The organism is Francisella marina, assembly GCF_008369785.1.
Classification (GTDB): domain Bacteria; phylum Pseudomonadota; class Gammaproteobacteria; order Francisellales; family Francisellaceae; genus Francisella; species Francisella salimarina.
Genome location: NZ_CP043552.1, coordinates 232441 through 258324, shown reverse-complemented (window position 1 = coordinate 258324; position 25884 = coordinate 232441). Strand labels below are relative to the sequence as shown.

Below are 25884 nucleotides of genomic sequence, written 5' to 3'. Positions count from 1 at the left end.
TAACAATACTAGCTTTTAGTAACCCCTAAAGTAACTGCGTAGCTTAACTAACAGCGAAATAATATAACTCTTGATTACAGGCAGATACGAAAGATTATAAGATTTATTTATTTGAAACTTTTCTTTGAGAATCTTATTCAAGTTTTGTGACGATATACCATCAAGATCATACTTAGAAATAGTCATATCTAGATATTTAGACTTTTTACCAAGTTTAAAGTACTGCATTGTAAAATCTTGATCTGCACATATCTTGTATTTAAGGTTGTATTTTATTGCTTTATCTAGCCTATAAAAAGTAGACTGATGGCACAACGTCATTCCTAGCGCCATATCTCTCAAATTTAGTTCAGGTTTGTATTTTAGAATTTTATGACCAATATCAGTATTTCCATAAATGACAGCAGTATCTTGAGAAAATTTGCGCTCAAATACTTTCTGTAAAACATCATTAGAATAAAAGCTATCTCCTGCATTCATAAAATTTAGCCATTGTCCTTTAGCTAGTGCAATACCTTTATTCATAGCATCATAAATACCTTGATCTGGCTCACTGATATACTTAGTAATTTTATCTTGATATTTTTTGATAACATTAAGTGTACCATCAGTAGAACCGCCATCAACTATAACATACTCAATATTTGAATATGTCTGGTTTAATACACTTAAAATAGTCTCTTCTAGAAGCTCTTTGGCATTATATACAACTGTTATAACTGTAACCAAAGGATAATTAGCTTTTTGAATTTGAGAATTTGACAAGGATAGCTCCTAAGATATATTAGTGACTTTTCTTACCTAGCTTTTCACTAAGCTTGTAGCCTATATGTCTGAATATTCTAACATACTCATTGTGTCTTCTAATCATATTATCTGAAGTATATTTGACATAAAATTTATATATAAAAATATGCCACAGATCAAAAATATTCTTTCTTGGCTTGCCTCCAACAATATCATAAAACTCATTCATATAACCGCTTAGATCATGGCTTTTATTAGTTTCATGATGTCTAAAACCCGAAACATTACTGTTACATATATGTAAGTTTGCATGTCTTGCAAACTCATGCCACATAAAAAAGTCACCTGCGAGTTTATACTCAGCAAACTTCTTCATATCCATTTTATCTTGTAATGCTTTTGTCCAGAAAGTTGACTCTTGTTGTATCGATGGCAAACTCGTACCATGGATACCTTTTAGTATTCTCTTTCTCGATGGCACAAGTGGTAACATTGAGTTTTCAATGATACCATCCTTGTTGTACCAAGTGTTTTTAGCATTTATCCACTGTGCTTTTTCGCCATGCTTTTTCATCTCAGCAGCTATCGCTTTAAAAGCATTTGGTAGATAAAAATCATCCGAATTTATATAAGCAACTATATCACCAGTTACTATCGACAATCCCTTTGATAAAGCATCATACATGCCTTCATCTTTCTCACATATGAACTTGATATCAAGACTATTACAAAATATGTCTAATTCGCCTTTGTTATGCTTATCTACATACTTTTGGATAATATCACAAGTACTATCTTTTGACTTACCATCTACTAGAATATATTCAATATCAAAGTCTCCTCTTTGAGTAATCACACTCAAGATAGTTTCTTCAATATATTTCTCAGAATTGTATGATACTGTTACTATAGAAAATTTCATTTTTTCCCTTTTATCATAAATATTAAACTAAATTTTCTTTATATAAAGTTTATTTTCTTTACTTATAGAGCCAGCTTCAAACTTTATCTCTGCCTTGAAACTATCAACAGATTCAGCAAGCCTATCATCAGTAATTTCAATAACATCTACTTCTATAGAATATTGACCTTTGTAGACATCGCATTTAAAAGTATTTTCAACATGATATGTTTCATTTTTTTCAATAGATTCTATTATATTCTTACTTGAATAAGAATTAAACAAGGTTAAAAATTTACCTGTTATATCTCGAGCAACAAACTCTATTTTAACTTTTTCACAATTTCTATTAAATGTAACATCGAATGATATAGTATATTCAAAACCCATCTCTAAAAAACTTGTTTCTACTCCTCTAGCATCATTTATTTTCAAGTTAGTAATATAAGCTATATCATTTACAGTACCAGATGATTCTTTAACTTTAACTCTTCCTTCATAATCAGATTTTTTACCACTCAATATATATAATTCTTCTATAACCTTATTCTTATCTGAACTAAAAAGTGCTTTTTGATAATAATGTGCTACTTTTCGCGGCTCATCATCCATTAAAATTTGCCTGTCATGCAAAAAGATTGCTCTGGTACAAAACTCTACCATAAGTGGTACATTATGAGAAACAAAAACAACTGTTGTTCCTTCTTTTAAGAGCTCTCTAATCTTAATAAAACATTTATTTTGAAAAATTGCATCTCCAACTGCTAACACTTCATCGACTATCAAAACCTCTGGTTTCGTAGCAGTAGCAATACCAAAGCCAAGTCTTGCTTTCATGCCATTGCTATAGTTTTTAACAGGCTGATTTATATGCCTGCCAATCTCAGCAAACTCAACAATCTCTTGTGTTATCTGTGCTCTTTTCTCATTAGCGATATTGTTAAAATTTAAATTAAATTTTATATTTTGTTCGCCAGTCAACTCTGGATTAAGACTACCAGTCAGTTCAAGCATTGCATTAACATGACCCTGAACTTTGACACTACCAGCTGTAGGAGTAACAACACCAGCTATTATTTTAAGAAGTGTAGATTTACCTGCTCCATTAAGTCCAAATATACCTAAGACCTCTCCTCTTTTTATCTCTAAATCAATATCTTTTATAGCACAAAATTCTTTATAATATTTTTTACGAAATGGACTAAATGCTTCTTTTACTCTATCTCTAGCTCTTTCATAAATTTTGTAGTATTTTGATATTTTTTCTAACTTTATTATTATATTTTTATCCATTAAATAACATCTCCAAAATGAGGAGTTAATTTCTTAAAAACAACAGCTCCTAAAAATAAAATACTAGTCATCATTATCAAGAATATGAATGTCTGAACAGGTTGTTGCCAAAACCATAAATTATCTATAAACGCATTTCTAAAGCCTTGAATTATATATGCCATTGGATTGAGATCTAGAATAAATCTTAATTTCTCAGGCACTTTATCAGGAGACCAAAATACTGGAGTAAACCAAAAACCAAATTGCGTTATCAATGCAACTATCTCAGTTGTATCTTTAACAAACACTCTAATCGCAGAAGTTAGCCAACCTAAACCTAGAAGCAGCAATATTACACACAAAATATAATACGGTAACTGTAGCCAATATATACTTGGGTAGTGGCCATTCAAAATAAATACTAGCACTAGAATAAAAATAAGAACAATATGAATTATAAGGCACGATAGAATGCTTATCAATGGAAGTATATTAACACTAAAAGCCACCTTTTTAACAAGAAACTCATTAGCGATTATTGTTTCACAACTTTTTGTCAATGCTTCTGAAAAGAAGAACCAAGGTATCATACCCGTTAATAAGAAAAGAACCATATTTGAGCTACTATTCAGGGTTCCTCCTGGTCTTATACCATATGTAAATACTAGCCATATCACAAAAATAAACATTACAGGTCTTATAACAGCCCATACTATACCTAAATATGAACCTAAATACTGCTCTTTAAAATCATTGTAGGCCAAAACAAATATAAGCCTATGATTATTTAAAAGATGCTCGATAAATCTATAAAACTCTTTTAAGTACCTCATATATAACCCTATTTATAAATTTTACGGATAAATTATACCAAAGCATTTATCTAAAAACTAACAAAAGCTAACGTATTAATGGATTACCATATCTTTTCATATATGTATTCCCAATCATATAAGAGCCATAGTCATTTAGATGCGCATTATTAAGTCCATAATAATCCATTTGCATACCATCAAGATAAAGTATTACACCATCAATCTGATTAGAGCAATAACTATTTTTACATATAACTTTTTTAGGGTCTATCACTATCAAATTTTTATATTTCTCTTGTAATGAATTTATATACTTAAGCTCAATACTTTGTGATGCTAAAATATCAGACAAAGGCCTGCCACATCCATCTATTCCCAACCATTTATCAACCCGTGTCATTCCACAAGCAGGCCTTATACCCTTAAGTGAAGGCCAATCCAACAAAATAACAGGCTGAATATTTCTCTTTTCAAGCATACTTACTATTCTGTCCATAAAAAACAAAGCTTTGTTATCTTTTGGAAGCTTGGCATGAACAGTATATGAATTCCACCAACCGGCTAGTACAAAATACTTAGGACGTGTCTTATTCAACAATACTTCGATATACTTTTCGACTTTCTTATCTTGGATCATATTATAAACAGCTAGCTGAGTCCCACCGGCTACAAGCGTAGTCATATTCAAATCAGCTGTCCATTTACTTATCATTGGTGCTGCAACTTTTGCATGCGAGTCACCAAATATTACAACATCATAGTGATGTTTAATCAAAGAGCTAAGCTCAGCTGTATTCTTATATCCTTGATCTTGCCAAATACTGTCATACTTAAGCTTATGCTTTGATTGCCACTCTGGATATTCATAAACAAAAGATCCATCTTCATGCTGAGAAACAATTTTAAAGTCTCCTATTGCTTTATTAAATCCAAAATTTGGAATATATTTAGTGCTTAATGCAAAAGCAATAGCGACAATCATGGGCAATAACCATAATAAGCCAAGAGTTTTTAGTATAGAAAATTTATATTTAAATCTTAATGGTTTCTCAACAAGATAATATGAACAAATAGATAAAGCAAAACTTAATAACAATATGACAATTTTTACAACTGTAGTTTTCTCTATACTCAAATAGTTGACATACGCAATAATTGGCCAATGCCATAGATATAAAGAATAAGATATAAGCCCTATAGCTACAACAATATTAAGTGAGAAAAATTTATTTACCAATGGTAATTCTATAGCAGAAAAGCCAGCATAAATATATAAAGCAGCGCCAATACAAACTACCAACATCCAATAACTTGGATATTGAACATCTATAAACAATATTGGCACTAGCATAAGTATTAGAGCTATCACGCTCAACATATTTGCAAAAACACTAGTTTGTATAGGCTTTCTGTTTAAGCTATAAACAGAAACTAAACAACCTACTAAAAGCTCAAATGCTCTTGTGGTAGGGAAGTAATAATATGATTGAGCACTTTTATAGAAGAAAAAATACAAAGAAAATGAAAAAAGTAACAGAGTAACTACTAACATTTTAGATTTTACACCGAAGCTTTCGTTTTGTTTCCATGAGATGCCAAGGTTAAATACAAATATCAACATTACTGGCCAAAAGAAATAAAACTGCTCCTCAATGCCTAGTGACCATGTATGTAATAAAGGAATTATAGATGCATCTGAAGCAAAATAGCCAAATGATAAAGAGTTATAAAAGTATATATTAGAAACCGATGCTAATGCACTTACCATTATTTTAGCATACTGTCTTAGCTCTGCTGGTAACAGCACCAACCACGCGAAGAAGCTCGTAAATACTAGAACTGTAATCAATGCTGGCAGAATCCTTCTAGCTCTCCTTAAGTAAAAATTTTTAAGAGAAAAATGTTCTTCTTGAAGATCTCTAATAATTATTGAAGTTATAAGATATCCTGATATTACAAAAAAAATGTCTACACCTAAAAAGCCAGACTTAAAAAAACTTATATCTAAATGAAAAAATATTACTGATAATACTGCTAATGCTCTTAAACCATCTATATCTTTTCTGTACTTTATGTAACTCAATATATTAATCTCAAAGTTGCACTTATAAATAATAATACTACATAAAATAATTTTTCATTTCATTTTTAAAATAATTATCTATCTTATCTCTTTAGTTTCTCAAAAATATTATAAAGTCGACTTACTTTAGCAAACTTTATAATCAGTGATTTGACGCTATTATCATTAACTTGCTTTTCAAGAAAGTTAATATACTCACTACATTCTCTAATAGTTCCATTATCACGATTTTTAAATCTTGAAAAACTCTCTACAATAACTTTAAAATCTCTTATTGAGAATTCTTTTAATACTTCTGACATAAAATTTGGTGTAGTGGCACCTATACTTTCACTTAATGTATTAGCGAATGAGTAGAGAAATTTATCTTTGTAATCCTCACCAAATATGTAACTAAAATCTACACAACCATGCAAAAACATAATTAGCTGTGCTTGTTCATCCGCGCCACTCCATATACCACCATCATTCATTCTATAGACAGACATGACTTTATCTATATATTTTATTGAACCAAATTTTGAAAATACCAACAACATATACACATCATTACGTTTAACAGATGAGTATTTAGCAAGGTATTCATTAATTTGACTTTTATGTGCATCATATCTAAAAACTAAAGATGTCGTATGCAAATAGGCTGAATCTATAAAATCATCGAATTTATAGATATCTTTTTTATTACTAGAATCTACAAATAATCTATCAGTTAACTCTCCATTGATTAGAAATCTTGTATTATGACCACAGCCCATAAATTCTGGATTCTGCTCCAAAAAATCAACTTGCTGCTGTAATTTGGTAGAATCTGTCCAATAATCATCTCCTTCACACAATGCTATATATTTACCTCTAACGACAGGTAAAATAAAGTCTCTTATAGGTAGAGCACCTTTTGAGTATCGATTTTCTTCTTGATAAACTAATCTAATAATATTTGGATATCGTTTGAGATAACGATTAAGTATCTCTGTAGTCCCATCAGTCGAGCAATCATCACTTATAATTATTTCAAATGGAAAATCTGTTTGTTGAGATAAAAAACCTTCTAAAGCCTTTTCAATATATTTCTCTTGATTATATGCAGTGCAACAAACACTCAATATTGGTTTATTATCTTGCCAAGATGATAATATTTGACTCTCACTTCTTAATTTAGGCATTACTTATAAAACTTGGATAACTACATGCTAGACATTATAATCATAAATACAATAAGATTAAATAACTCGCTGGTTTTACTCTATACGCCATTTATATTTTTTATTTTTTCATGAAGTTTATTTTTTAGATAATCTTCTCCAAATTCTATATTTACATCATTTGCTTCGATATAACTATTAAGCTCACTTAAATCTAAAATATATTTATCTTGTTTATGTATGATAGTAATGTTAGCTCTTCTGTTAAGAAGATTTTCAAAAATCTCTACAATATCCAAAACCTTATATCTATATGGATTAGCAAGATCAATAGTAGAACATAATGTACCATTTGCCAAATATGAATTAACAAACCTCCTAACATCTTCTATCTCAATAACATATCTATATGCTTCTGAATACACATTGATTATATTATTACTCTTAATAGCATGATAAATATAATTTATTAAAGTATTATGTAATTTTAGATTTCCAAAAAGTTGCGGAAGCCTAATGATAAAATATTTATCAGAAAGCTCCTTTATAATACTTTCCATCTGTATTTTATGTGCATAATAAGAGTTTTTAGGATACTCATCAGCAGATAATGCACAACTACTAAAATATATAAACTTTTTATCAGAATTATCTTTAAGTATAGTTTCAAGAAGCTTTCTTTCTCTATCAAATTCTTTTTGCTCAGTACAGCTAGAGTTAGAGACTCCACTAGCAAAAACAACGATGCTGTCATTATCTTTATACTTATAGAATGCTTGTGCTAACTGACCATTCCCAACTACCATGATGTTCCACTTTTATACACTGTAACATAATTATACCCATTTTTCTCAACAAGGGCAGGAGTTAATCTTTCAATAGCATGCATATAACTACCATCTCTTGGTAGAGGTTCTTGCTCAAGAATATCTGTCTTATCAAAGTAAAATAGGTCTTTAATAGCATTAGTTCTTGCCCAAAACATATTTCCTAATGGAAATATAGGTGTCTCATTGACTTGATTCATACCAATTTTTTGACACAGATCATTAATAAAACTTTTATTTTCACCAATATCAACATATGTTTTATCTTCAGGAAATACAAGTCCGACTTTTTCATCATTAAATATTCCTAGCACTGAGTTAGCAATTTCTTGACTGTCTCCAATCAAATTATCTAATATATATGCTCTCCATTTAGCTCCAAGATCATCAGAAGCTGAAATAGTCTTTTTACTATGAAAGTGCCCTATTATTTCATAATAATTATCTTCTATCAGATGACTCTTTAGATCAAAAATTAATGGAGCAACATCTCTACCAATATTGTCTACGATAATAACTTCAACTAACCCAGGTCCTGAATTAGCAAATTTTTCTTTCACAAGCTTTAACTGTGAAGAATCAACTATTGTTACATATAAATGATATCCTTTAGGCAACATTTTAAAATAATTACTAAACTCATCAACTAGGTCTATATAAAATAAGTGCAGATGGACAGCAATCTTGTAAGGAATAATCTTTGGATTAACATAAGGCACCTCAACACATTTATGTGTTGCATTTATATTTTTAATGATTGCCTCATACAATGGAACAGATGTCTTTCCATCTCTATTATCAACAAGCCACTTAAGATTTGAGAATCCTGGTTTTGGATTAGAAGTTAATCTATGCAATCCTTTTTTGTGTGCCAGTGTATAAAAATATGCTGAAGAAGACTTCTGATCTGATAATCCTATATATTTTGGATCATAATCCTCAGAACTCTCTAATAGCTCTAATATTTTCAAACTTTGTTTATTATCAGTAACGCACTGATCTATAACATTCAGAAGGAAATCAATATACCTATCAAAGCTCAAATAATCTTTCACTAAACTAGAATTAACATTAGTACTGACAGCTTTTTCACTCAAGTATTTAGCAATTTTCAGCCCTAAATGATGTGTATCTAAATAGTCAGCCACAATATAGTTAGCCTTATACTTCTCCAAAAACTCTACTGTTCCTGTTGCATCACCAAAACAAGCTATTGGTAAGTCAGCTTCTAATGCATCAATACCTATATTTGGAAAAGGATCCATCCTAGAAGTTAAACAATACATATCAGCTACAGAAAATACTACATCCAGGCTCTGCTGATGTTTTAAAAAAACAAAATCTTCTTCAAGCTCATATAAGGCAATTTCTCTCTCTAGCCAAAATGAATATGCATAATCATTATTTTTAAGACCATCTCCAACCCAAACAAATTTACATTTACCTTTGTAATATTTTTTAATATACCTTGCCAAAGATATAAATAAATCGACTCCTTTTCTTATATCAATAGAGCCAGCTCCAACAATTATCTTACAATTTTGACTATCATGCACGCCAATTTTATCTAACACTTGATATTTGTTATCATTCTCTCCATATGTTTGAGGAATATATGGAAGCTTTCCCTGTGGTTGAATTAAAATATTATTTGGTTTTGTAGATATTACTTCTTGAGTTCTAAGATAATCCAATATAGATTTTTCTATTATTTTTGCGGGGATCACAACCCTATCTGCAGCAACCAAAGTATCTCTCATAACACTTGCAGGGACAACATAGCCTGTAAACTCATGAATGAGAGAAAGTGTTGGTATCTTTAAATCTCTAGCTATACTTAATATTGGATATGTAACAATAGAATTGCACAATACCGTTTTTATCTTATAACTTAAATCAAGTTCATTAATCATTTGTATGGACAAGTCAGGCCTGTTATAGACTTCTTCGACAACCAAAAAGCTATCATCAAAAAATGATGTATGTATATCTGATTTAAGCATTATATAATGTATTACATTAAAATACTGACTCATTGATTTACCAATATTTAAACCAAGTAGTGGAGCTCCTGTAGCAGAACTAACATGAGAAACAATAATTATTGTTTCTTTTGAAGGGTCATATTTTTTTTTGCCGCTTTGAAATTGAGCCGTTATATCATCAACCCTGTTACTTTTTATGAATTTACGATAAGTATTACCAACAAACTGTCTCCTACGTGTATCTACTGGAAGAACTTTTTCTAAAATCTTTTTTAACACTATACTATTCCCAAAGTTTCTAATTTTTTTTCTTAAAGAAACACTAACTACCATAGTGTTCCATTCTGGTATACAGTTTTATATAAGTAGCCATTATTTTCTACTAAACAGGGAGTTATTCTCTCGATTGCATGCATATAACTACCATCATACGGTAAAGGCTCCTTTTGCAATATATCCTCTTTTTTCAAAAAGAATAACTGTTTGATAGCATCAACTCTAGCCCAGTACATATTACCAAGAGGAAATAGAGGTGTGTTCTCTACTATTTCCATTCCAATAATATTACAAAGCGAGTTAAGAAAGCTTCTGTTTTTACCTATATCTATGTAATGTCTATCTTCAGCAAAAACTAAACCAACATCTTTGTTATTAAATATACTTAAAATTTCTGTAGCATTCTTAGTACTTGTGCCAATCAAATTGTCTAATAAATACCTTCTCCAATGATCTCCCATATCATTATTTGTATCTAAAGATTTTTTACTATGAAAATGCCCTATTACATCATAATTATTATCAGCAATATATGGCTTTAAGTCAAAGATCATAGGAGCTACATCTCTACCAATATTCTCAACTATAATTACCTTAATATTTGCAGCACCACAGCCTTTAAAAGATTTTTCAACTTGAGCAACATTCTCACTCTTTACTATTGTAATATACAAGTCATATTGAACTGGAAGATGTTTAAAATATTCAACAAATTCATCAGATAAATCAATATAATATAAGTGTAAATGCACAGCAATCCTTAACTTTATATCTTCGTTAACCTTCCCTGAAAGTATATGGCAATTATGTGTCGAATCTATGCCTTTTGCAATCGCCTGTTCCATAGGAACAGTACAGTCCCCGCAACAGTTTTCCAAGATCCACTTAAGATTGGAGAACCCAGGCTTAGGGTTTGTTGTAAAATTGACTAGCCCCTTTCTAGAAAGCAATATCGAGTGATACAGTGAAGGCGCATCTGTCGTACCTACTCCAGCAAAACTCTCATCAAAAAAAGAAGCTTTTTTAAGATTTGAATAAACTTGTAGATTTTGCTTATTAAAAGCATAAGCCTCTTCAATTTTTCTATCCAAAAAATCAACATACTTATCAAATGATAAGGCTCTCGAAACCAGAGTAGAATTAACAAACTCTTTTTTATAAGAACTATCTTCTAACCTATATACTATTTTTTCAGCTAATTCGTAGGTATCTAAGTAACTAGCTAGAACACAGTCTGCATTATTATCCTCTAAAAATTTTACACACCCTGAAGCACCCTTAAAACATGCTATAGGCAAGTCTGCTTCTAATGCATCTATAACAACATTTGGAAATGGATCTAAACGAGATGACATACAGAATAAATCTGCGATCGAAAAAATATTATCTAAACTCTGTTGATGATTCAGAAATATGAACTCATTCTGCAAGTTAAATTGCTTTAACTGTCTTTCAAAAAATACTTGATCAAATGCAGCATTACCACCAACTCGCTCACCAACCCAGACAAACTTATAATTTAATGATGATATTTTTTTAATATATCGAGCCACTGATATAAATAGGTCAACGCCTTTTCTAATATCTATAGTTCCCGCGGCAACAATCACCTTGTACTGTGATCCACTATTTATTCCTAACCGCTTATATATGTTTTCTATAGAATAAGTTTTTCCATTTGCATCTGGAAAATACGGAAGCTTTCCTTGAGGCTGTATAGAGATGTTTTGAGGAATAATACTAGAACCTTTTGTAACTTTTAACTCATCAATAATGGAATCTAAAATAATTTCTGCTGGCAATATTACTTTATCAGAGACTATTATATTATCTAATATATTAGATCTAGGATATATATAATCAGCGAATTCATGTATCAAAGATATTGTAGCTAAGCCTAGAGAATTAGCACCATAGATTACTGAGTGCGTAATTATAGAATTCCCTATAACTACTTTTATATCATAATATTTTATTATTTTTCTTAATATCTCAAGCGAGCTTCTTCCCCTCTCTTCAATCAATAAAAAACAATCATCCACAAAAGAGTCATTAAGTTCTTTCGCTAGCATAATATAGTTTATTAAGTTATATTTTTCACTAAGCTTTTTTCCAATGTTTAAACCTAACAAAGGTGCTCCCGTAGAAGAAGTCTGATGAGTAACTAATACAATAGTTTCCTTATTTCTATCAAATTTCTTACGGCCTCCAAAAAATCCTTGCCTATCTGACTCAATTGTATTTATGAATTTAACTTTTCTATAAATCTTAGCTAAATACTCTCTTCTTTTACTCCCCATAGGGAAAACTTTTAACGCTAATTGATTTCCACTCATCACTTTCAACCGTGTTCAGATTTATTCCACAGCATTTTAACAAAAAAATGCTCCTTTTATATATCTAATCCTTATATTTTTTTAATATCATTTTTCCCATCTTATTCATTGGATTTTCTACAGCCTTGTTCATAATAATACAAAACACAAACAGTATAGGAACAACAAAAATCTTAATATCAATATTTAGGTGTAACATCACGCTATATATATAATCCCACAAATAGTCATGAAAAAGATATATAGAATATGTCAGCACAGAAACTTTTAAAATGACGTTATTAAGTAGTGACGCTGTTAGTTTTTCTCTTACTAGCCACATGAACATAAAAACCATATACCCTACTATTGCAAAATTAGTATTTAAATAGAAGCTTTTATAAAGGTAAATCATTGAAAAATAGCTATGAAATACAAATATAGTAAAAAATAACATAACAAGTAAGTTTATTTTATTTTTTTCATATAGATAAATAGAAGATCCTAAAAGTAGAAAAGGAAAGTAAATACTAAAATACCCTGATGACCATCCACCACTTGGAAATACAGGCAAAATATACCTTAACAAAACACATATGGATATAAATAAAAGCATTAAAGTATAACCTGAATTATTGATTTTCAAGATACGCACTACAGCTATTAAAAGATAAAACATAACTTCTAGTCTTAATGTCCATTCAACTCCGCCCAATGCTGGAGGAATATTAAAAAAGTCACCCATGAGGCTCATTTGAATAATAACAGTCTTGATAGATATTGTTTCATTATCTACATAGTACTTTAAAATAACTTGTAACAGTATTGCAACGATAAGTAATGGATATATTCTAAAAATTCTTTTTATTATAAATTCTACCGGTCTTTCAAAATTTACCACAAGCAGAATGATATATCCAGAAATCATAAAAAATACTATCACTCCAGCTCCACCAGCATAAAAAAGTGAGTTTATAATGTTTATTATATACTGCTCAGTTATATGATAAGCTGGGTATTTACTCGTCATATAAAAGATTTCTGTATAAAACTTATGTCCTATCAATACACTTATAAAAGCGAAAACTCTAAGATAATCAAGGAAATATAATCTATTTTGAATGCCTTGCATTGGATAACCTCATTAATTCAAACACACAACTTTTTATAAAAAAACATCTTAGTAAAACCTAAATATGCTTATAAGCTTGAATGCAACTTTATACTTTTTTAAAAAATTTAGCTGGATTTCCAAGCCAAAGCTCATTGTCTGGAATATCTTTAGTAACAACAGAACCCGCTCCTATCATTACGTTTTCACCAACAACAACCCTAGGCAAAATTGTGCTATTTGCACCAATTGAAGCCCCCTGCTTCACAATCGTCTTTGGATAATCTGAAATATACTGTTTTGATCTTGGCATTTTGTCATTAGTGAATGTTACATTTGGGCCTATGAACACATCATTTTCTATGGTTATACCATCCCATACTTGCACTCCTGACTTTACAGTAACGTTATTACCTATCACAACTTCATTTTCAATCAAGCAGTGTGAACATATATTACAATTATCTCCAATAGTAGCGCCCTTTAGAACAACCACAAACTGCCATATTTTTGTGTCAGCACCTATCTTCTTAGACTGAACATCTGAAAGTGGGTGAATAAAATTATTCATTATTAACCTCTTTTAAAAAGTCATCATAACTCCTAATATAATCCTCTTCATTATAAAAGTCATTGGCAAAAACAAGAAGAACACAGTCGTCACTAAAATCATGCATAGTACCCCAAATTAAAGCATCTTGAAATAAACCAATATTAGGAGAATCCAGCAAAAAAGTTTGCTTGGTTTTACCATCATCTAATGTCACTTTACAGCTTCCATTTACAGCAACTAGCAACTGTTTTGTTTTGTGGTGAGAGTGCTGACCTCTAGGAACGCCTTTTTGTGTACCATAAATGTAAAATACTCTTTTGATATCAAATGGTATTTGCCTATTTTCTTCTAAAGCGATTAGAGCTCCTCTGTGATCGCCCATTGTTTTAAAGTGTATAATTTGACTAATTTTATCCATTACTTACCCTTTGCTTGATATTATTAAGCCTGTAATAATTAACACAACCCCAACAATTTTTTGCCATGTTAATGGCTCATGGAACAAAATATTTGAGAAAAACAATATCAGTACAAAGCCTAGAGTTGTAAAAGGATATGCATAGCTGATTTCAAACTTTGTCATAGCAATCATCCAACTCAAACCTGACAGTAAAGTCAATATAAGGGACAAAATTATATAAGGCTTAAAAAGCATACTAAATGCAAAGATAAACTTATCTAAGACAGTAATATGACTATCAAGATTCACTGATGACATTTGCCATTTTATTATAAGCTGACTTGATACAGCAAATGCTACTGTCATAAAAATATATAGATTATTGATTATAAACCTTAACATTTAAAGCTCCTCATAAAGTTAGTAGCATTTACTCCTTCATTAAATATCAAGTCCAAAACAGTTACTCCATGCTCAAAATCACCATATAGCTGACTATATTCTGGATAGCCGCTATAGTCCATCCACTCAACTTGTATATTTTCTTTTTTTGCTAGGCTTTCATCAAAATAATCTTTTGCGGCTGGTCCACTAATATAGATATCTGCTTTACAATCTTTACAAATTCCCAAAAGTCGCTCTGTTTGTCCATCTACCAGATCAAACTCACTAGACCATCTTATTTTTGTATTTATACCAAGTATTTTATTTATAGCAACTATGAACCTATAATTTATTTCACTTAAATATTCTTTATTACAATTTAGATACAATTCCTCAAAAACATCTTTGTAATCTTTAAAATATTTTGCTTTTGAATAATTCTGTTTTATTTGTAGCCAATGATTTTTTGCCCAGTTTCTATCCGATGCTTTCGTTTCATTAATTTTCTGAAAAAATTTACCTTTAACATCAACAGGTATAGTCAACCATTTTAAGCCTTGTAAAGTTTTTATCTTATTTCTATTACGCCAATCTCTGCGAGTATATTGCATATCATCATACAATATAAATTCATCAACTTGGTTTATAAGATCAAAATAACCCTTCCATGGGATATAGTTTGATTGAAGTATTGCTAATTTTTTCACTTAATCATTCTCCAAAACAGCTAAGCCAAAACCTGTCTTACCATAATCATTACCATTATATAGCATATACCTTTTATTGTTATGATCAAATATAAAGGGGTAGCATAGCATATCACTGTCCCATTCTCTTTCACTCACATCAAAACAAACATCTTCATCTTTTCTTATCCAATTAATACCATCTTTCGACTCTGCATATTTTATTCTATATGTTGGTATATCTTTTGTTCCTCGAGAAGAAAACCACATCTTATATATACCATCTTCTTTAATGACTCTTGGAACAGATATTGCATATTCATATTCATCTTTGTAATCAATTGCTATAGTGCCTTCTCTATCCCAATTAATACCATCTTTCGACTCTGCATATTTTATATGATATTTATGCACTATTTTTTCATCGATCTTAATCCATTCAGTACAGGATAAATACCAGATTTTAAATATCCCCTCATCTTTTAAAACACAGTTACTTGCTACAAAGTGAGGTTCATCTCTTGATCTATCTATTATCGGACCATTAAACATCCTTTTAAACGTATCTCCAGCATCCGAGCTCACTGCTAAACCTATAGAGTTACGAAAAGGTACAGTCACTCCCAAGTTCCATCCAATATAGTATAGATATTTATTGTCTTGATTGTTTAATATACAACACCCCATGACACCACTATCATCAAATGCTCCTAGCTCACCTCTTTCTAATACAGGTTCTTTTGAAACTTCTATTATCTCATTAGGTTTATTGATATTTATAACTACATAACCAATAGATGATTCATTTTGTTTGTTTCTACAGCTAAAATATATTTTAAATAAGTCATTCTGTATGTTTTCAGCAAATGGTACCGAAGCATGTGAAATCATCCAGTCATAGTTATTATAAGGTTCAAATATTTTCCCTATTTTTTTCCAATTTTGCATTCTATTATATATTCCTTAACCTGTTACTAGGTACTCGAGATACTTCAGTAGCCTTTTCCATATACACTTTATTATCTTCAGTATTCTTTAAAATTAAAGAGCTTGCGCCTATAATATTAGACTTCCCAATTATTACATGATCTCTTATTGTTGCATTCACTCCTATAAATGTGTCACAACCCACCTTGCAACCTCCTGATATAACAACATGAGATGTAATGAAACAGTTATCTTCTAGTGTTGAGTGATGTCCTATATGGTTACCACTCCATATTGTTACATTATTACCTATTTCTACATATGGCTGAATAGTATTATCTTCGAGAATAAAAACATTCTCACCAATTTTTTTTGTAAATATATTTGCTTTAGTACTAATATAAGATGCTATTTTGTACCCTTTGTTTTTACATAAATGGTATTTCTGAGTCCTTATTTTATTTAGATTATTGTATCCTATAGCTATAAATATATAATAGCCTTTATCTATAGGGTAATTACTTTCAAGTTCATCAAAATTGATAACTGGTAGATTAAATATTTTCTTTTGAGTTATATATTCTTTATCAGCAGTAAACGCTATAACATTGTAATCACTATCATTAGAGAAGTAATAGTATGCCATCTCAGCTTGCTCTCCAACTCCAAAAATAATTAAGTTTTTCATAATAAAGTTGCTCCAACCATTATTGTTTATATGTTTTCCTGATAATAGTATAAGGTCTTTGCTTTACCTCAGAAAATAGTTTTGATATGTAAATACCAACTAAACCTATTGAGAATATTATTATTCCTCCTAAAAACCATAAAGAAACAATTAGTGAACTCCATCCCTCAAGCTGAACACCCAAAAACAATTTTTTAAAAATAATTGTGGCAGCAAAAATAAAAGAAAATATACTTATAAATGATCCTAAATAAAAAATAAATTTTAATGGAAAGCTTGAAAATGATGTTAATGAATTAAAAAGCATAGAAAACTTATGTCTTAAGCTATATGTGGTTTCACTGTGAGAATGTTTCTTTACGACTAAGGGCTTTTGGTTAAACCCACTTATAATCCATAGCCCAGCTAAGAACACCTCTCTTTCCTTGTGTGAAGTAAGAGCTTTGTTGTAGTCTTGTGTAGTAAGTCTGCAAGTAAGAACATTTCGAGGAACTTTAACATCACTAATTTTATTAAAAAAGCTATAAAATAAGTCTCCACTCCACTTCTCAAAAGAATTACCTTTTCGAGACTCTTGAACACCATATACAACATCTATGTTTTTATTACTTTGCATTTCTTTCCAGAATTTACCTAATAGTTCAGGCTCTTCTTCAAGGTCACTATCAATAAGAAATACAAACTGACCTCTAGCATGTGCTAGCCCTGTTAGTATAGCTTTATGATGACCAAAATTTCTTGACAGTTCTAAAACCTTAACCTTGGCATCTTCTTTCTGAATACGAATGGTTTTTTGCAGACTATTATCAGGGCTACCATCATCTACAAATATTATTTCGTAATCTTCTGTGATGTTTTTAGCCTCAAGAGATACTCTACGATAAAACTCTTCTATATAAGCTGCAGACTTGTAAAGTGTTGTAACTATTGATAACTTCATTAGCATTCCTCTACTTTATCACGATTAAACCGGACTAAGTTTTTAATTGATATCAATATTAATTTTACTATTAATTATATAATATCTCTAGTCATGGTTTGTTTATAATATTATGAACAGTAGATGTTTTTTTAGAAATTTAAAATATATTGAGTTCTAGGTTAGAAAAGTCGAACATAGATATTTTTTAAGTTTTATTTTTTTTCTTATGTCTGTATTATAGTTATTTATATGGTTTTGAAGTTATCTATTAGGTGGTTTTTTTAAAGCTTAGATATGATGTTTTTAAGGTGGTTTAGTTAGTGATTAATTTTTTAGATTTAAAAAAGATAAATAATTTGTATCAAGAAGAACTCAAAGATGCTTGTAACAGGGTTATAGATAGTGGCTGGTATATTCGTGGTACAGAATGTGAAAACTTTGAAAAAGAATTTGCAGAGTACTGTGGTACAGAATACTGTGTAGGGGTTGCTAATGGCTTAGATGCCTTAATACTTATTATCAGAGCGTATAAGGAGCTAGGTATTTTTAAGTCTGGTGATGAGATTATAGTACCTGCAAATACTTATATCGCAAGTATCTTAGCTGTATCGGCTAATGATTTAGTACCAGTACTAGTAGAACCAAACTTAGGTGATTATCTATTAGATACCGACAAGGTGGGATCTGCTATTACAGATAAAACAGTAGCAATCATGCCTGTGCATCTATATGGTCAAACTTGTCAGATGGATAGGATAAATTCTATAGCTAAAAAGCATAATTTAAAAGTTATCGAAGATTCTGCTCAGTCACATGGTGCTTATTTTGGCGAAAAAAGATCTGGTAATCTAGGCAACGCTAGTGGTTTTAGTTTTTATCCTGGTAAAAACTTAGGTGCACTAGGCGATGGTGGAGCTGTCACAACAAATGACAAAGATTTGGCAGACACTATCAGAGCATTAGCAAACTATGGTAGCCATGAGAAATATAAAAACCTATATAAAGGTACAAATAGTAGATTAGATGAAATCCAAGCAGCTATGCTAAGAGTTAAGCTAAGACATCTCGACAAAGATGCAGACTTCCGAAGACAGATTGCAGATTTTTATATTAAAAATATTTCCAGTCCCTGTATTACTCTTCCAATTCAAAACTCACAATTAAACATTCAAAGTTACCAAAACCATGTATGGCATGTGTTTGTTATTAGAACTGAAAATAGGGATGAGTTACAGAAATATCTATTAGATAATGGTATTCAAACAGTTATTCACTACCCTATTGCACCTCATCATCAAGATGCTTATAGCGAGTTAGCAAATAATAGTTACCCTATTAGTGAGCAAGTTCATAATCAAGTGCTTAGTTTGCCTATAGGGCAACACTTGTCGTTAGAACAATTAAAACATATTGTCAGTGTACTGAATAATTGGGTATAGTAATATGCATAATAGTGAGACTAGCTTAGAAAAAAATATAACTAAATCAATTATTATTCCTGTTTATAAAAATGAAAGTAATATACCTGCATTACTAAAAGCCTTAGAAACTATGGTTAATAAAATAAGTGGGCGAGTAGAAATTGTGTTTGTAGTTGATGGTAGTCCAGATAACTCATATTATCTTTTAACCAAAATGCTTCCTCAAACATCTTTATTTGCTAGGCTAATTCTATTATCTCGTAACTTTGGTTCTTTTGCAGCGATTAGAGCAGGCTTAGAAAATGCAACAGGTGTTTTATTTAGTGTTATGGCAGCAGACTTACAAGAGCCCCCTGAATTAGTTATAAACTCTTTTGAATCCTTAGAAAAAGATAATGTAGATGTGGTTGTTGCTGCTAGAAATTCTAGAGAAGACCCTATTTTTAGTAGACTACCATCCGTAATGTTTTGGTATCTGTACCGTAAAATGGTTGTTAAAGATATGCCAGAAGGTGGGGTAGATATGTTTAGCTGTAATGATATTTTTAGACAGCAGCTATTAAATCTAAAAGAGTCACACTCATCTTTGATCGCACAAATATTTTGGCTTGGTTGTCGAAGAAAGGTTATTAAATACAATAGGCTAGAACGTGAAAGTGGGGTTTCCGCTTGGAGTTTTAAGAAAAAAGTTAACTATATGATGGATAGCGTATTTAGTTTTACTGATTTGCCTTTGAAGTTATTAACCAGAGTTGGTTTCTTAGGTATGTTTATTTTTGCTACATGTGGAGCATTTACTTTTTTATCGAAGTTATTTGGTGTGATTAATGTAGAAGGGTATACTACAACGTTTTTGACCGTAGGATTTTTTGGTGCTATGAATCTATTTGGCTTAGGTATAATTGGCTCATATACTTGGAGAATATACGAAAACACAAAGCAAAGGCCTTTAGCGATATGTATAGAGAAGAAAGTCTTTAATAATGACAACTAAAAAAATATCACCTCAGTTTTTGAAGTATTTATTTTTTGGTGCATTAAACACACTGATAACTTTTTTGATATATGTTGTGCTTATAAAACTTAGTGTTAACTATCTTATTGCATCTTCTATTTGTTATGCTCTAGGGATAGTAGAAGGATTTATATTTAATGGTCTTTTTGTATTTAATACAAAACTTAAGTTATCCGGATTATCTAAATACTCTATTGTATATGTTGTATCATACATAATAAACATTTTTATGCTTTACTGCTTTGTAAACTACTTTGGTTTTGATATTATACTATCTCAAATTTTCGTAATAATATTTGTAACATTGTTAAACTTTAAGTTAGTTAAATGGTTGGTCTTTTAATAGGAGAAATCAATATTGTTTTTTGAATTAAAAAAATTCTGTGAAGAGAATAAGGTTATTGTTTTATGGCTAATCTTTTTTAATATATTAGCTTATGGTTATTTTATAACTCATTGGACATTATCAATAGATAGTGAGACGCAAACATTTGCATCTTCAACATTTTTAACTAAGAGTTGGTTTAAAGAAGGACGTCTATTAATCCCTTTTATAAATCTATTAGATAACCAAGAAATATTACCGTTCTGGAATGATTTAATATCTATAATCCTAATTTTTTTATCAAACCTAACATGGCTTACTATCTTAAGTAAAAACCAAAAGCATTCTGATACATCGTCATTTGTTTTCTCGCTTACTTTTTCTATATCCCCCTTGTATTGCCTTTACTTAAGATTTACAACATTTAATATTTCAATTTCTCTGTCTATTTTATTTATTGCATTATCAGCATACTACTTATCTAACTTCTTCAATCTTAAAGCAAAGAGAAATTTAGCCTTTTGCTTTATCTATACTTTTTTAGCAATATCTATATATCAAGCTTTAGTAGCATACTATATAACCGCTATTGTATTCATTATACTAACTCGTGAAGTAGATAATCATAAATGCAGAAATATTTTCTGCTGTGTGAAAGAAGCTATTGCTAGTGCTACAATCTTAATCTTAGCTTTAACGTTATATGAAATTTTGATGAAAATCATCTATTTATATATACCTAAATCTAATTATCTTGAAAGCTTCTATGCATGGAATAGAGATGACTATATGTCAATATTTAAAACCATCATGTATTTTTTCCATACATATATAAATATTAGCTTCAATTTTATGTTCACATTAAGCATTATTCCTTTATTACTGCTTATTGTATTTTTTATATACAAAAAAAGGTTTCACTTATTTACTCTTATAATATTAACTCCTTTTCTACCTTTTACATTAATATTCATTCTAGGAACACCTGTACCATTACGTTCTTTAATAGCAGTCCCTTTAATGCTAGCAGGATTATGGACGCTTTTAACATATATACTTAAGCAAGCTCAAATTAAATTAATCATTCTTTTAGTAGTTATAATTTCTAGTTTCTTTAATGCCCAATTTATAAATAGAATATTTTATAGTGATGTAATGCGTCAAGAATACGATATTAACTTAGCTAACCACATCTATAACCATACTGTCGATAAAGTAGGAAGCAATATAGAAACAAAACCATTAATTATTATCGGTCCCCATGATAATATTAAACAACCTTTTAGTTTCGAAGAAGAAACTCTTAGCAGATCAATCTTTACTTATGGTGACGAGAATAGAGCAACTGATTTTATGACTTGGCTAGGTAAAGAGTTTGTACACCCAACAAAAGAACAGATTTCAGCAGCAAGAGAAATATCAATCAAGATGCCTAGCTATCCAAGCAAAGGATATATCAAAGAAACTAAAAACTTAATAATTATAAAACTTTCTAATAATCAAATATCACACCCTGTTCAGCTTAATTTAAATGATTACGAGAAACTTCCAAAAAATGATATCCTATCTAACATAGATATTTATAAAAAGTATGAAAAAGAAACTTTTATTGCTGGTTGGGCCTTTATCAAATCAGAAAATCCTAAAAAGACTAAATACTATATAAGGATATATAATCCACACACCAAACTGACAAGTTTTTACTCAACTCGAACTTCAAAAAGACCAGATGTTGCAGAAGCATTTAAAAATTTAAATAACATCGAATACTCAGGATTCGAGGCTAATCTAAAAGCTATAATCGAAAAAAGCTATAAGATCAGTCTTATTCTTGTTAATAGTAATAAATCGTATGCTGTAGTAAATATTAAGCAACTATAACAGCTCTAAAACGATTTTATACAATACAAGCATCATTTACTACAAAACACTAGTCTCTTTGGTGTATTACCAACACCATCTTCATCATAAAACTTTTCTTTACAAATAGACTCTTTAGATAAAAAAGCTGTAAGTTCTTGGGTATAATTCTGACTAAATATCGAATCCCAATACTCAGGAGCGACAATCACACACCAATGTTTTTGTTTTTTAATATATTCTGTTACTTTTTCTATAGTAACTTCATTACCAACAATTGGAGATACCCAAGCTTGGTCGCCAAATGCCCTCCTATCAAAGATATCATAGACTAGAGGCAAAGCAGGTATAGCGACAAAAGTTTTACCTTTACATGCTGCTTGACCATAAAATTCTAAAATATCATTATAACTGTTAGCTTTATTTACAGATGAAAATACTCCAGTAAGGTACCCTTTATCGATATAGTAACTATTTTCACTCATTTGATTTGAATTATAGTTAGAATTGATTTGTATCACAAAAGATAAACATGCCAAAGAAAAGAATAATAAACAAACAAATGTTTTAGCAATACTTCTATACTTATCTTCTAGAGTATCCACATATGATAACGATATAAGAACAGCAATGGAAATGTATCCCGCTGCTACAAAGCTAAGATGAAAAACTGGTTCAGTTGTAGATGTCACGCATAGTCCAACTATAAACACCGTAACTAAAAAGCCTATAAATACCTTTAAGTATGATTCAAAATTATTCTTAAATAATAAAATTAAAGACAAAATAAAGATCTGGTATTCAATAAGCCTGAAATATGATACAGGTATATAATTATCATATGACCATTTCATCTGAGTTGTATTACTCCACTGCAAATATACTACCACTGAACTTAATAAAATGAATATATATAGAGAAATATAAGACTTTATTTTACGTTTATGAGCAAATACTCTATAAACAACTGAAACTAACAAAAGATATATAAAGCCATTTTCACTTACTATCAAATTAAATAATGAGTAGCATTGCGATAATATAAAGCTTTTATCTTCAACAGTATGTCCTCCATGGAAAAATATATTGAGGCTTGAATTAAAATATAAATATGCCAGCATTATAGAAAAAAGAATATACAAAGCAATAAATATATTCTTATGTTTTTTTATAAAAAATAAAGCAAAAAAATTTGAAGCTAATGCGGGTAATAGTGCTATGTTTGAAAAGCTTGATAAGCTCAATGTTACAACAGCTATAAACGTAACAATGTAACCACCCTTTTCATTACCTACTAATAATAAAGCTATCGCTATTATTAATAAAAACTGAGGAGCTTGCTGATAACTTAATATGTATATAGGGATACAAGTTATAACTAAGACTATAGTTACTGGTAACATAACACTTTTATGCTTATCAAAAGCATAAAAAATCAAGAGTATAGATATAATGGCAATTATACAATAATAGATCTCATACGCAAGATAATAATTTAACCCAATCAAATATAAAGGAATATTCAAGATACCAGCATACCCAGGCCCTGGAATGACACCATTTATCAAATTAATATTATCATATAGAACATATCCCGTATCAGTATAATCAAATCCTCTATGCGGTATCATATAAAAAACAATAAACAATACCATCGCAACAGATATCATCCATATAGATTTCATCAAACAACTATTAATATTTGAGCTATTAGATATAATAATTTTGTTGCACTTCACACCTAATCTAAATATCTTTGCAATTAAAAAATGTAAAAATACTATATTCTTATTTAAAAAAAAGCAAACAACATAACAAAATAATACTGTAGTGATTTGAGCATATCTAAGTTGAAAACCGAATATATGCAAAAATATTTTTTGAATTGGTATAGATAAAGTAGATACAATCAGAATTACTAATAACTTTTTATCTAAAAAAACACTTTTTTTGAGTGTGAGAAATCCTATAGCCAATCCAACAAAAATAGAACCGAAAGATGTAGTTTCATAGCTATAATTTAGCTTGATTAACACTGTGAAAATCAATACTGACAAAATTATAGATATAGAATATCTAGATAATTTATATAGCACTAAAATACTCCTTGATAGTATTACAAACCTGATTAACATCTTTTATAGTTAATCCAAAATACATTGGCAACCTAATCAACCTTTCACTTTCTTTAGTAGTAAAGATATCTTCTCCATAAAATACTGTATTTTTTCTCCCAAATTCCGATGAATGTAAAGGTACATAATGGAAGACTGCACTAACACCATTTTCTTTCAAGTAATTAATTAATTCAGTCCTTTGCTTTAAATTTTTAACTTTTATGTAAAACATATGTCCATTATGTACGCATTCATCAGGAACAGAAGGTAAGTCAAAGGAGTCTTTATTAGCTAGAGGTCGTAAACTATCATAATATGTTTTCCATGCCAATAGCCTATTGCTATTAATATGGTCTACATTTTGAATATTACCCCAGAGATATGCTGCACTAACATCATTCATAAGATAGCTACTACCAATATCAACCCAAGAATACTTATCAACCATCCCTCGAAAAAATTGATTTCTATTTGTTCCTTTTTCTCTAATTATTTCCGCTCTTTCAGAAAAATTTTTATTATTAACTATTAAAAGACCGCCCTCGCCAGCACTTGTATAATTTTTAGTTTCATGAAAACTGTATGCACCAATATGACCAATAGTTCCTAGTGGCCTACCTTTATAAGTACTCATCATCCCTTGAGCAGCATCTTCTACAACATATAGGCCATACTTATTAGCAATACCCATAATTATGTCCATCTCACATGCTACTCCAGCATAATGAACAGGAACTATAGCTTTTGTTTTAGAAGTAATTGCTTTTTCAATTTTTGTTTCATCAATATTCATAGTGTCTGGTCGAATATCTACAAAAATTATTTTCGCCCCTCTTAGCGCAAAAGCGTTAGCAGTTGATACAAATGTGTAGCTAGGAACTATAACCTCATCCCCTAATTGTATATCTAATAATATAGCAGCCATTTCCAAAGCATGCGTACATGATGTAGTTAATAACGCTCTTGGTACGTTGAGTTTTTTTTCGAACCAAGTGGAACATTTTTTAGTAAATGGGCCATCGCCTGAAATCTTATCAGTATTCATTGACTGAATTACAAATTTATCTTCTACTCCTGTATAAGGTGGTTTATTAAATGAAATCATT

General features: G+C 30.1%; 23 protein-coding genes. 4 read left to right on the top strand and 19 right to left on the bottom strand.

Annotated features, from left to right (window positions below):
- Positions 1 to 15: 15 nt before the first annotated feature.
- From F0R75_RS01310 to F0R75_RS01230, 17 genes are all read right to left on the bottom strand, one after another.
- A complete protein-coding gene (locus F0R75_RS01310; protein ID WP_149368621.1) occupies positions 16 to 765 on the bottom strand; it encodes a glycosyltransferase family 2 protein in 750 nt (249 codons plus the stop codon).
- 19 nt (positions 766 to 784) lie between these two features.
- Positions 785 to 1669 (bottom strand): glycosyltransferase, encoded by an 885-nt coding sequence (locus F0R75_RS01305; RefSeq protein WP_149368622.1) that lies wholly within the window; start codon positions 1667 to 1669, stop codon positions 785 to 787.
- 27 nt (positions 1670 to 1696) lie between these two features.
- Positions 1697 to 2941: an ABC transporter ATP-binding protein gene (locus F0R75_RS01300; protein ID WP_013922641.1), complete on the bottom strand. Its 1245-nt coding sequence runs from the start codon at positions 2939 to 2941 to the stop codon at positions 1697 to 1699.
- A complete protein-coding gene (locus tag F0R75_RS01295; protein ID WP_013922640.1) occupies positions 2941 to 3756 on the bottom strand; it encodes an ABC transporter permease in 816 nt (271 codons plus the stop codon). The genes F0R75_RS01300 and F0R75_RS01295 overlap by 1 nt, the downstream gene beginning before the upstream one ends.
- Before the next feature lie 67 nt (positions 3757 to 3823).
- On the bottom strand, positions 3824 to 5821 hold the full coding sequence (locus F0R75_RS01290) for an acyltransferase family protein (protein ID WP_187985968.1): 1998 nt from the start codon (positions 5819 to 5821) through the stop codon (positions 3824 to 3826).
- Positions 5822 to 5904: 83 nt separating this feature from the next.
- The gene (locus F0R75_RS01285; protein ID WP_149368624.1) at positions 5905 to 6987 is read right to left on the bottom strand and encodes a glycosyltransferase family 2 protein; all 1083 of its coding nucleotides are present in this window, start codon (positions 6985 to 6987) and stop codon (positions 5905 to 5907) included.
- An 80-nt stretch (positions 6988 to 7067) separates the two neighbouring features.
- The gene (locus F0R75_RS01280) at positions 7068 to 7772 is read right to left on the bottom strand and encodes a Rossmann-fold NAD(P)-binding domain-containing protein (protein WP_149368625.1); all 705 of its coding nucleotides are present in this window, start codon (positions 7770 to 7772) and stop codon (positions 7068 to 7070) included.
- Complete coding sequence (locus F0R75_RS01275; RefSeq protein ID WP_149377177.1) at positions 7766 to 10057, bottom strand: rhamnan synthesis F family protein; 2292 nt, start codon at positions 10055 to 10057, stop codon at positions 7766 to 7768. Before F0R75_RS01275 ends, F0R75_RS01280 begins: the two co-directional genes overlap by 7 nt.
- Positions 10058 to 10104: 47 nt before the next feature.
- Entirely contained in the window at positions 10105 to 12390 is a 2286-nt protein-coding gene (locus F0R75_RS01270; RefSeq protein WP_246145963.1) for a rhamnan synthesis F family protein, read from the bottom strand.
- Positions 12391 to 12454: 64 nt separating this feature from the next.
- Entirely contained in the window at positions 12455 to 13501 is a 1047-nt protein-coding gene (locus F0R75_RS01265; protein ID WP_149368627.1) for an acyltransferase family protein, read from the bottom strand.
- Between the two features lie 88 nt (positions 13502 to 13589).
- Positions 13590 to 14051, bottom strand: coding sequence for an acyltransferase (locus F0R75_RS01260; RefSeq protein WP_149377176.1), 462 nt, complete (start codon positions 14049 to 14051; stop codon positions 13590 to 13592).
- On the bottom strand, positions 14044 to 14451 hold the full coding sequence (locus F0R75_RS01255) for a sugar 3,4-ketoisomerase (RefSeq protein ID WP_013922631.1): 408 nt from the start codon (positions 14449 to 14451) through the stop codon (positions 14044 to 14046). The genes F0R75_RS01260 and F0R75_RS01255 overlap by 8 nt, the downstream gene beginning before the upstream one ends.
- 3 nt (positions 14452 to 14454) lie before the next feature.
- Positions 14455 to 14835, bottom strand: coding sequence for an SMR family transporter (locus F0R75_RS01250; RefSeq protein ID WP_013922630.1), 381 nt, complete (start codon positions 14833 to 14835; stop codon positions 14455 to 14457).
- Positions 14829 to 15524 carry a WbqC family protein gene (locus F0R75_RS01245; RefSeq protein ID WP_013922629.1) on the bottom strand — a complete coding sequence of 232 codons (696 nt, stop codon included), beginning with the start codon at positions 15522 to 15524 and terminating at the stop codon, positions 14829 to 14831. Before F0R75_RS01245 ends, F0R75_RS01250 begins: the two co-directional genes overlap by 7 nt.
- Positions 15525 to 16451 (bottom strand): glycoside hydrolase family protein, encoded by a 927-nt coding sequence (locus tag F0R75_RS01240; RefSeq protein WP_149368628.1) that lies wholly within the window; start codon positions 16449 to 16451, stop codon positions 15525 to 15527. It lies immediately after the preceding gene.
- A gap of 4 nt (positions 16452 to 16455) precedes the next feature.
- Entirely contained in the window at positions 16456 to 17118 is a 663-nt protein-coding gene (locus F0R75_RS01235; protein WP_149368629.1) for an acetyltransferase, read from the bottom strand.
- A gap of 19 nt (positions 17119 to 17137) precedes the next feature.
- Entirely contained in the window at positions 17138 to 18058 is a 921-nt protein-coding gene (locus F0R75_RS01230; protein WP_013922626.1) for a glycosyltransferase family 2 protein, read from the bottom strand.
- Between the two features lie 302 nt (positions 18059 to 18360).
- Between F0R75_RS01230 and F0R75_RS01225 the strand changes: the two genes are divergently transcribed.
- The 4 genes from F0R75_RS01225 to F0R75_RS01210 are packed head-to-tail and all read left to right on the top strand — an operon-like array spanning position 18361 to position 22682.
- Positions 18361 to 19479: a DegT/DnrJ/EryC1/StrS family aminotransferase gene (locus tag F0R75_RS01225; RefSeq protein ID WP_149368630.1), complete on the top strand. Its 1119-nt coding sequence runs from the start codon at positions 18361 to 18363 to the stop codon at positions 19477 to 19479.
- Positions 19480 to 19483: 4 nt separating this feature from the next.
- Positions 19484 to 20455 (top strand): glycosyltransferase family 2 protein, encoded by a 972-nt coding sequence (locus F0R75_RS01220; RefSeq protein ID WP_149368631.1) that lies wholly within the window; start codon positions 19484 to 19486, stop codon positions 20453 to 20455.
- Complete coding sequence (locus F0R75_RS01215; RefSeq protein ID WP_041263673.1) at positions 20445 to 20819, top strand: GtrA family protein; 375 nt, start codon at positions 20445 to 20447, stop codon at positions 20817 to 20819. The genes F0R75_RS01220 and F0R75_RS01215 overlap by 11 nt, the downstream gene beginning before the upstream one ends.
- A gap of 15 nt (positions 20820 to 20834) precedes the next feature.
- Positions 20835 to 22682 (top strand): glucosyltransferase domain-containing protein, encoded by a 1848-nt coding sequence (locus tag F0R75_RS01210; protein ID WP_187985969.1) that lies wholly within the window; start codon positions 20835 to 20837, stop codon positions 22680 to 22682.
- Positions 22683 to 22714: 32 nt separating this feature from the next.
- Here F0R75_RS01210 and F0R75_RS01205 read toward each other — a convergent pair whose 3' ends face one another.
- Together F0R75_RS01205 and rffA are read right to left on the bottom strand one after the other, a co-directional pair.
- On the bottom strand, positions 22715 to 24346 hold the full coding sequence (locus tag F0R75_RS01205) for a YfhO family protein (protein ID WP_149377175.1): 1632 nt from the start codon (positions 24344 to 24346) through the stop codon (positions 22715 to 22717).
- A 400-nt stretch (positions 24347 to 24746) separates the two neighbouring features.
- Entirely contained in the window at positions 24747 to 25883 is a 1137-nt protein-coding gene (rffA, locus tag F0R75_RS01200) for a dTDP-4-amino-4,6-dideoxygalactose transaminase (protein WP_149368634.1), read from the bottom strand.
- Position 25884 lies beyond the last annotated feature (1 nt).

What these genes read in the sequence shown, in the direction of transcription:
- F0R75_RS01305 (WP_149368622.1), bottom strand. Translation starts at nt 1,669, where the DNA reads ATGAAATTTTCTATAGTAACAGTATCATACAATTCTGAGAAATATATT.
- F0R75_RS01300 (WP_013922641.1), bottom strand. Translation starts at nt 2,941, where the DNA reads ATGGATAAAAATATAATAATAAAGTTAGAAAAAATATCAAAATACTAC.
- F0R75_RS01295 (WP_013922640.1), bottom strand. Translation starts at nt 3,756, where the DNA reads ATGAGGTACTTAAAAGAGTTTTATAGATTTATCGAGCATCTTTTAAAT.
- F0R75_RS01285 (WP_149368624.1), bottom strand. Translation starts at nt 6,987, where the DNA reads ATGCCTAAATTAAGAAGTGAGAGTCAAATATTATCATCTTGGCAAGAT.
- F0R75_RS01280 (WP_149368625.1), bottom strand. Translation starts at nt 7,772, where the DNA reads ATGGTAGTTGGGAATGGTCAGTTAGCACAAGCATTCTATAAGTATAAA.
- F0R75_RS01270 (WP_246145963.1), bottom strand. Translation starts at nt 12,390, where the DNA reads ATGAGTGGAAATCAATTAGCGTTAAAAGTTTTCCCTATGGGGAGTAAA.
- F0R75_RS01265 (WP_149368627.1), bottom strand. Translation starts at nt 13,501, where the DNA reads ATGCAAGGCATTCAAAATAGATTATATTTCCTTGATTATCTTAGAGTT.
- F0R75_RS01260 (WP_149377176.1), bottom strand. Translation starts at nt 14,051, where the DNA reads ATGAATAATTTTATTCACCCACTTTCAGATGTTCAGTCTAAGAAGATA.
- F0R75_RS01255 (WP_013922631.1), bottom strand. Translation starts at nt 14,451, where the DNA reads ATGGATAAAATTAGTCAAATTATACACTTTAAAACAATGGGCGATCAC.
- F0R75_RS01250 (WP_013922630.1), bottom strand. Translation starts at nt 14,835, where the DNA reads ATGTTAAGGTTTATAATCAATAATCTATATATTTTTATGACAGTAGCA.
- F0R75_RS01240 (WP_149368628.1), bottom strand. Translation starts at nt 16,451, where the DNA reads ATGCAAAATTGGAAAAAAATAGGGAAAATATTTGAACCTTATAATAAC.
- F0R75_RS01235 (WP_149368629.1), bottom strand. Translation starts at nt 17,118, where the DNA reads ATGAAAAACTTAATTATTTTTGGAGTTGGAGAGCAAGCTGAGATGGCA.
- F0R75_RS01230 (WP_013922626.1), bottom strand. Translation starts at nt 18,058, where the DNA reads ATGAAGTTATCAATAGTTACAACACTTTACAAGTCTGCAGCTTATATA.
- F0R75_RS01220 (WP_149368631.1), top strand. Translation starts at nt 19,484, where the DNA reads ATGCATAATAGTGAGACTAGCTTAGAAAAAAATATAACTAAATCAATT.
- F0R75_RS01215 (WP_041263673.1), top strand. Translation starts at nt 20,445, where the DNA reads ATGACAACTAAAAAAATATCACCTCAGTTTTTGAAGTATTTATTTTTT.
- F0R75_RS01205 (WP_149377175.1), bottom strand. Translation starts at nt 24,346, where the DNA reads ATGAAATCTATATGGATGATATCTGTTGCGATGGTATTGTTTATTGTT.
- rffA (WP_149368634.1), bottom strand. Translation starts at nt 25,883, where the DNA reads ATGATTTCATTTAATAAACCACCTTATACAGGAGTAGAAGATAAATTT.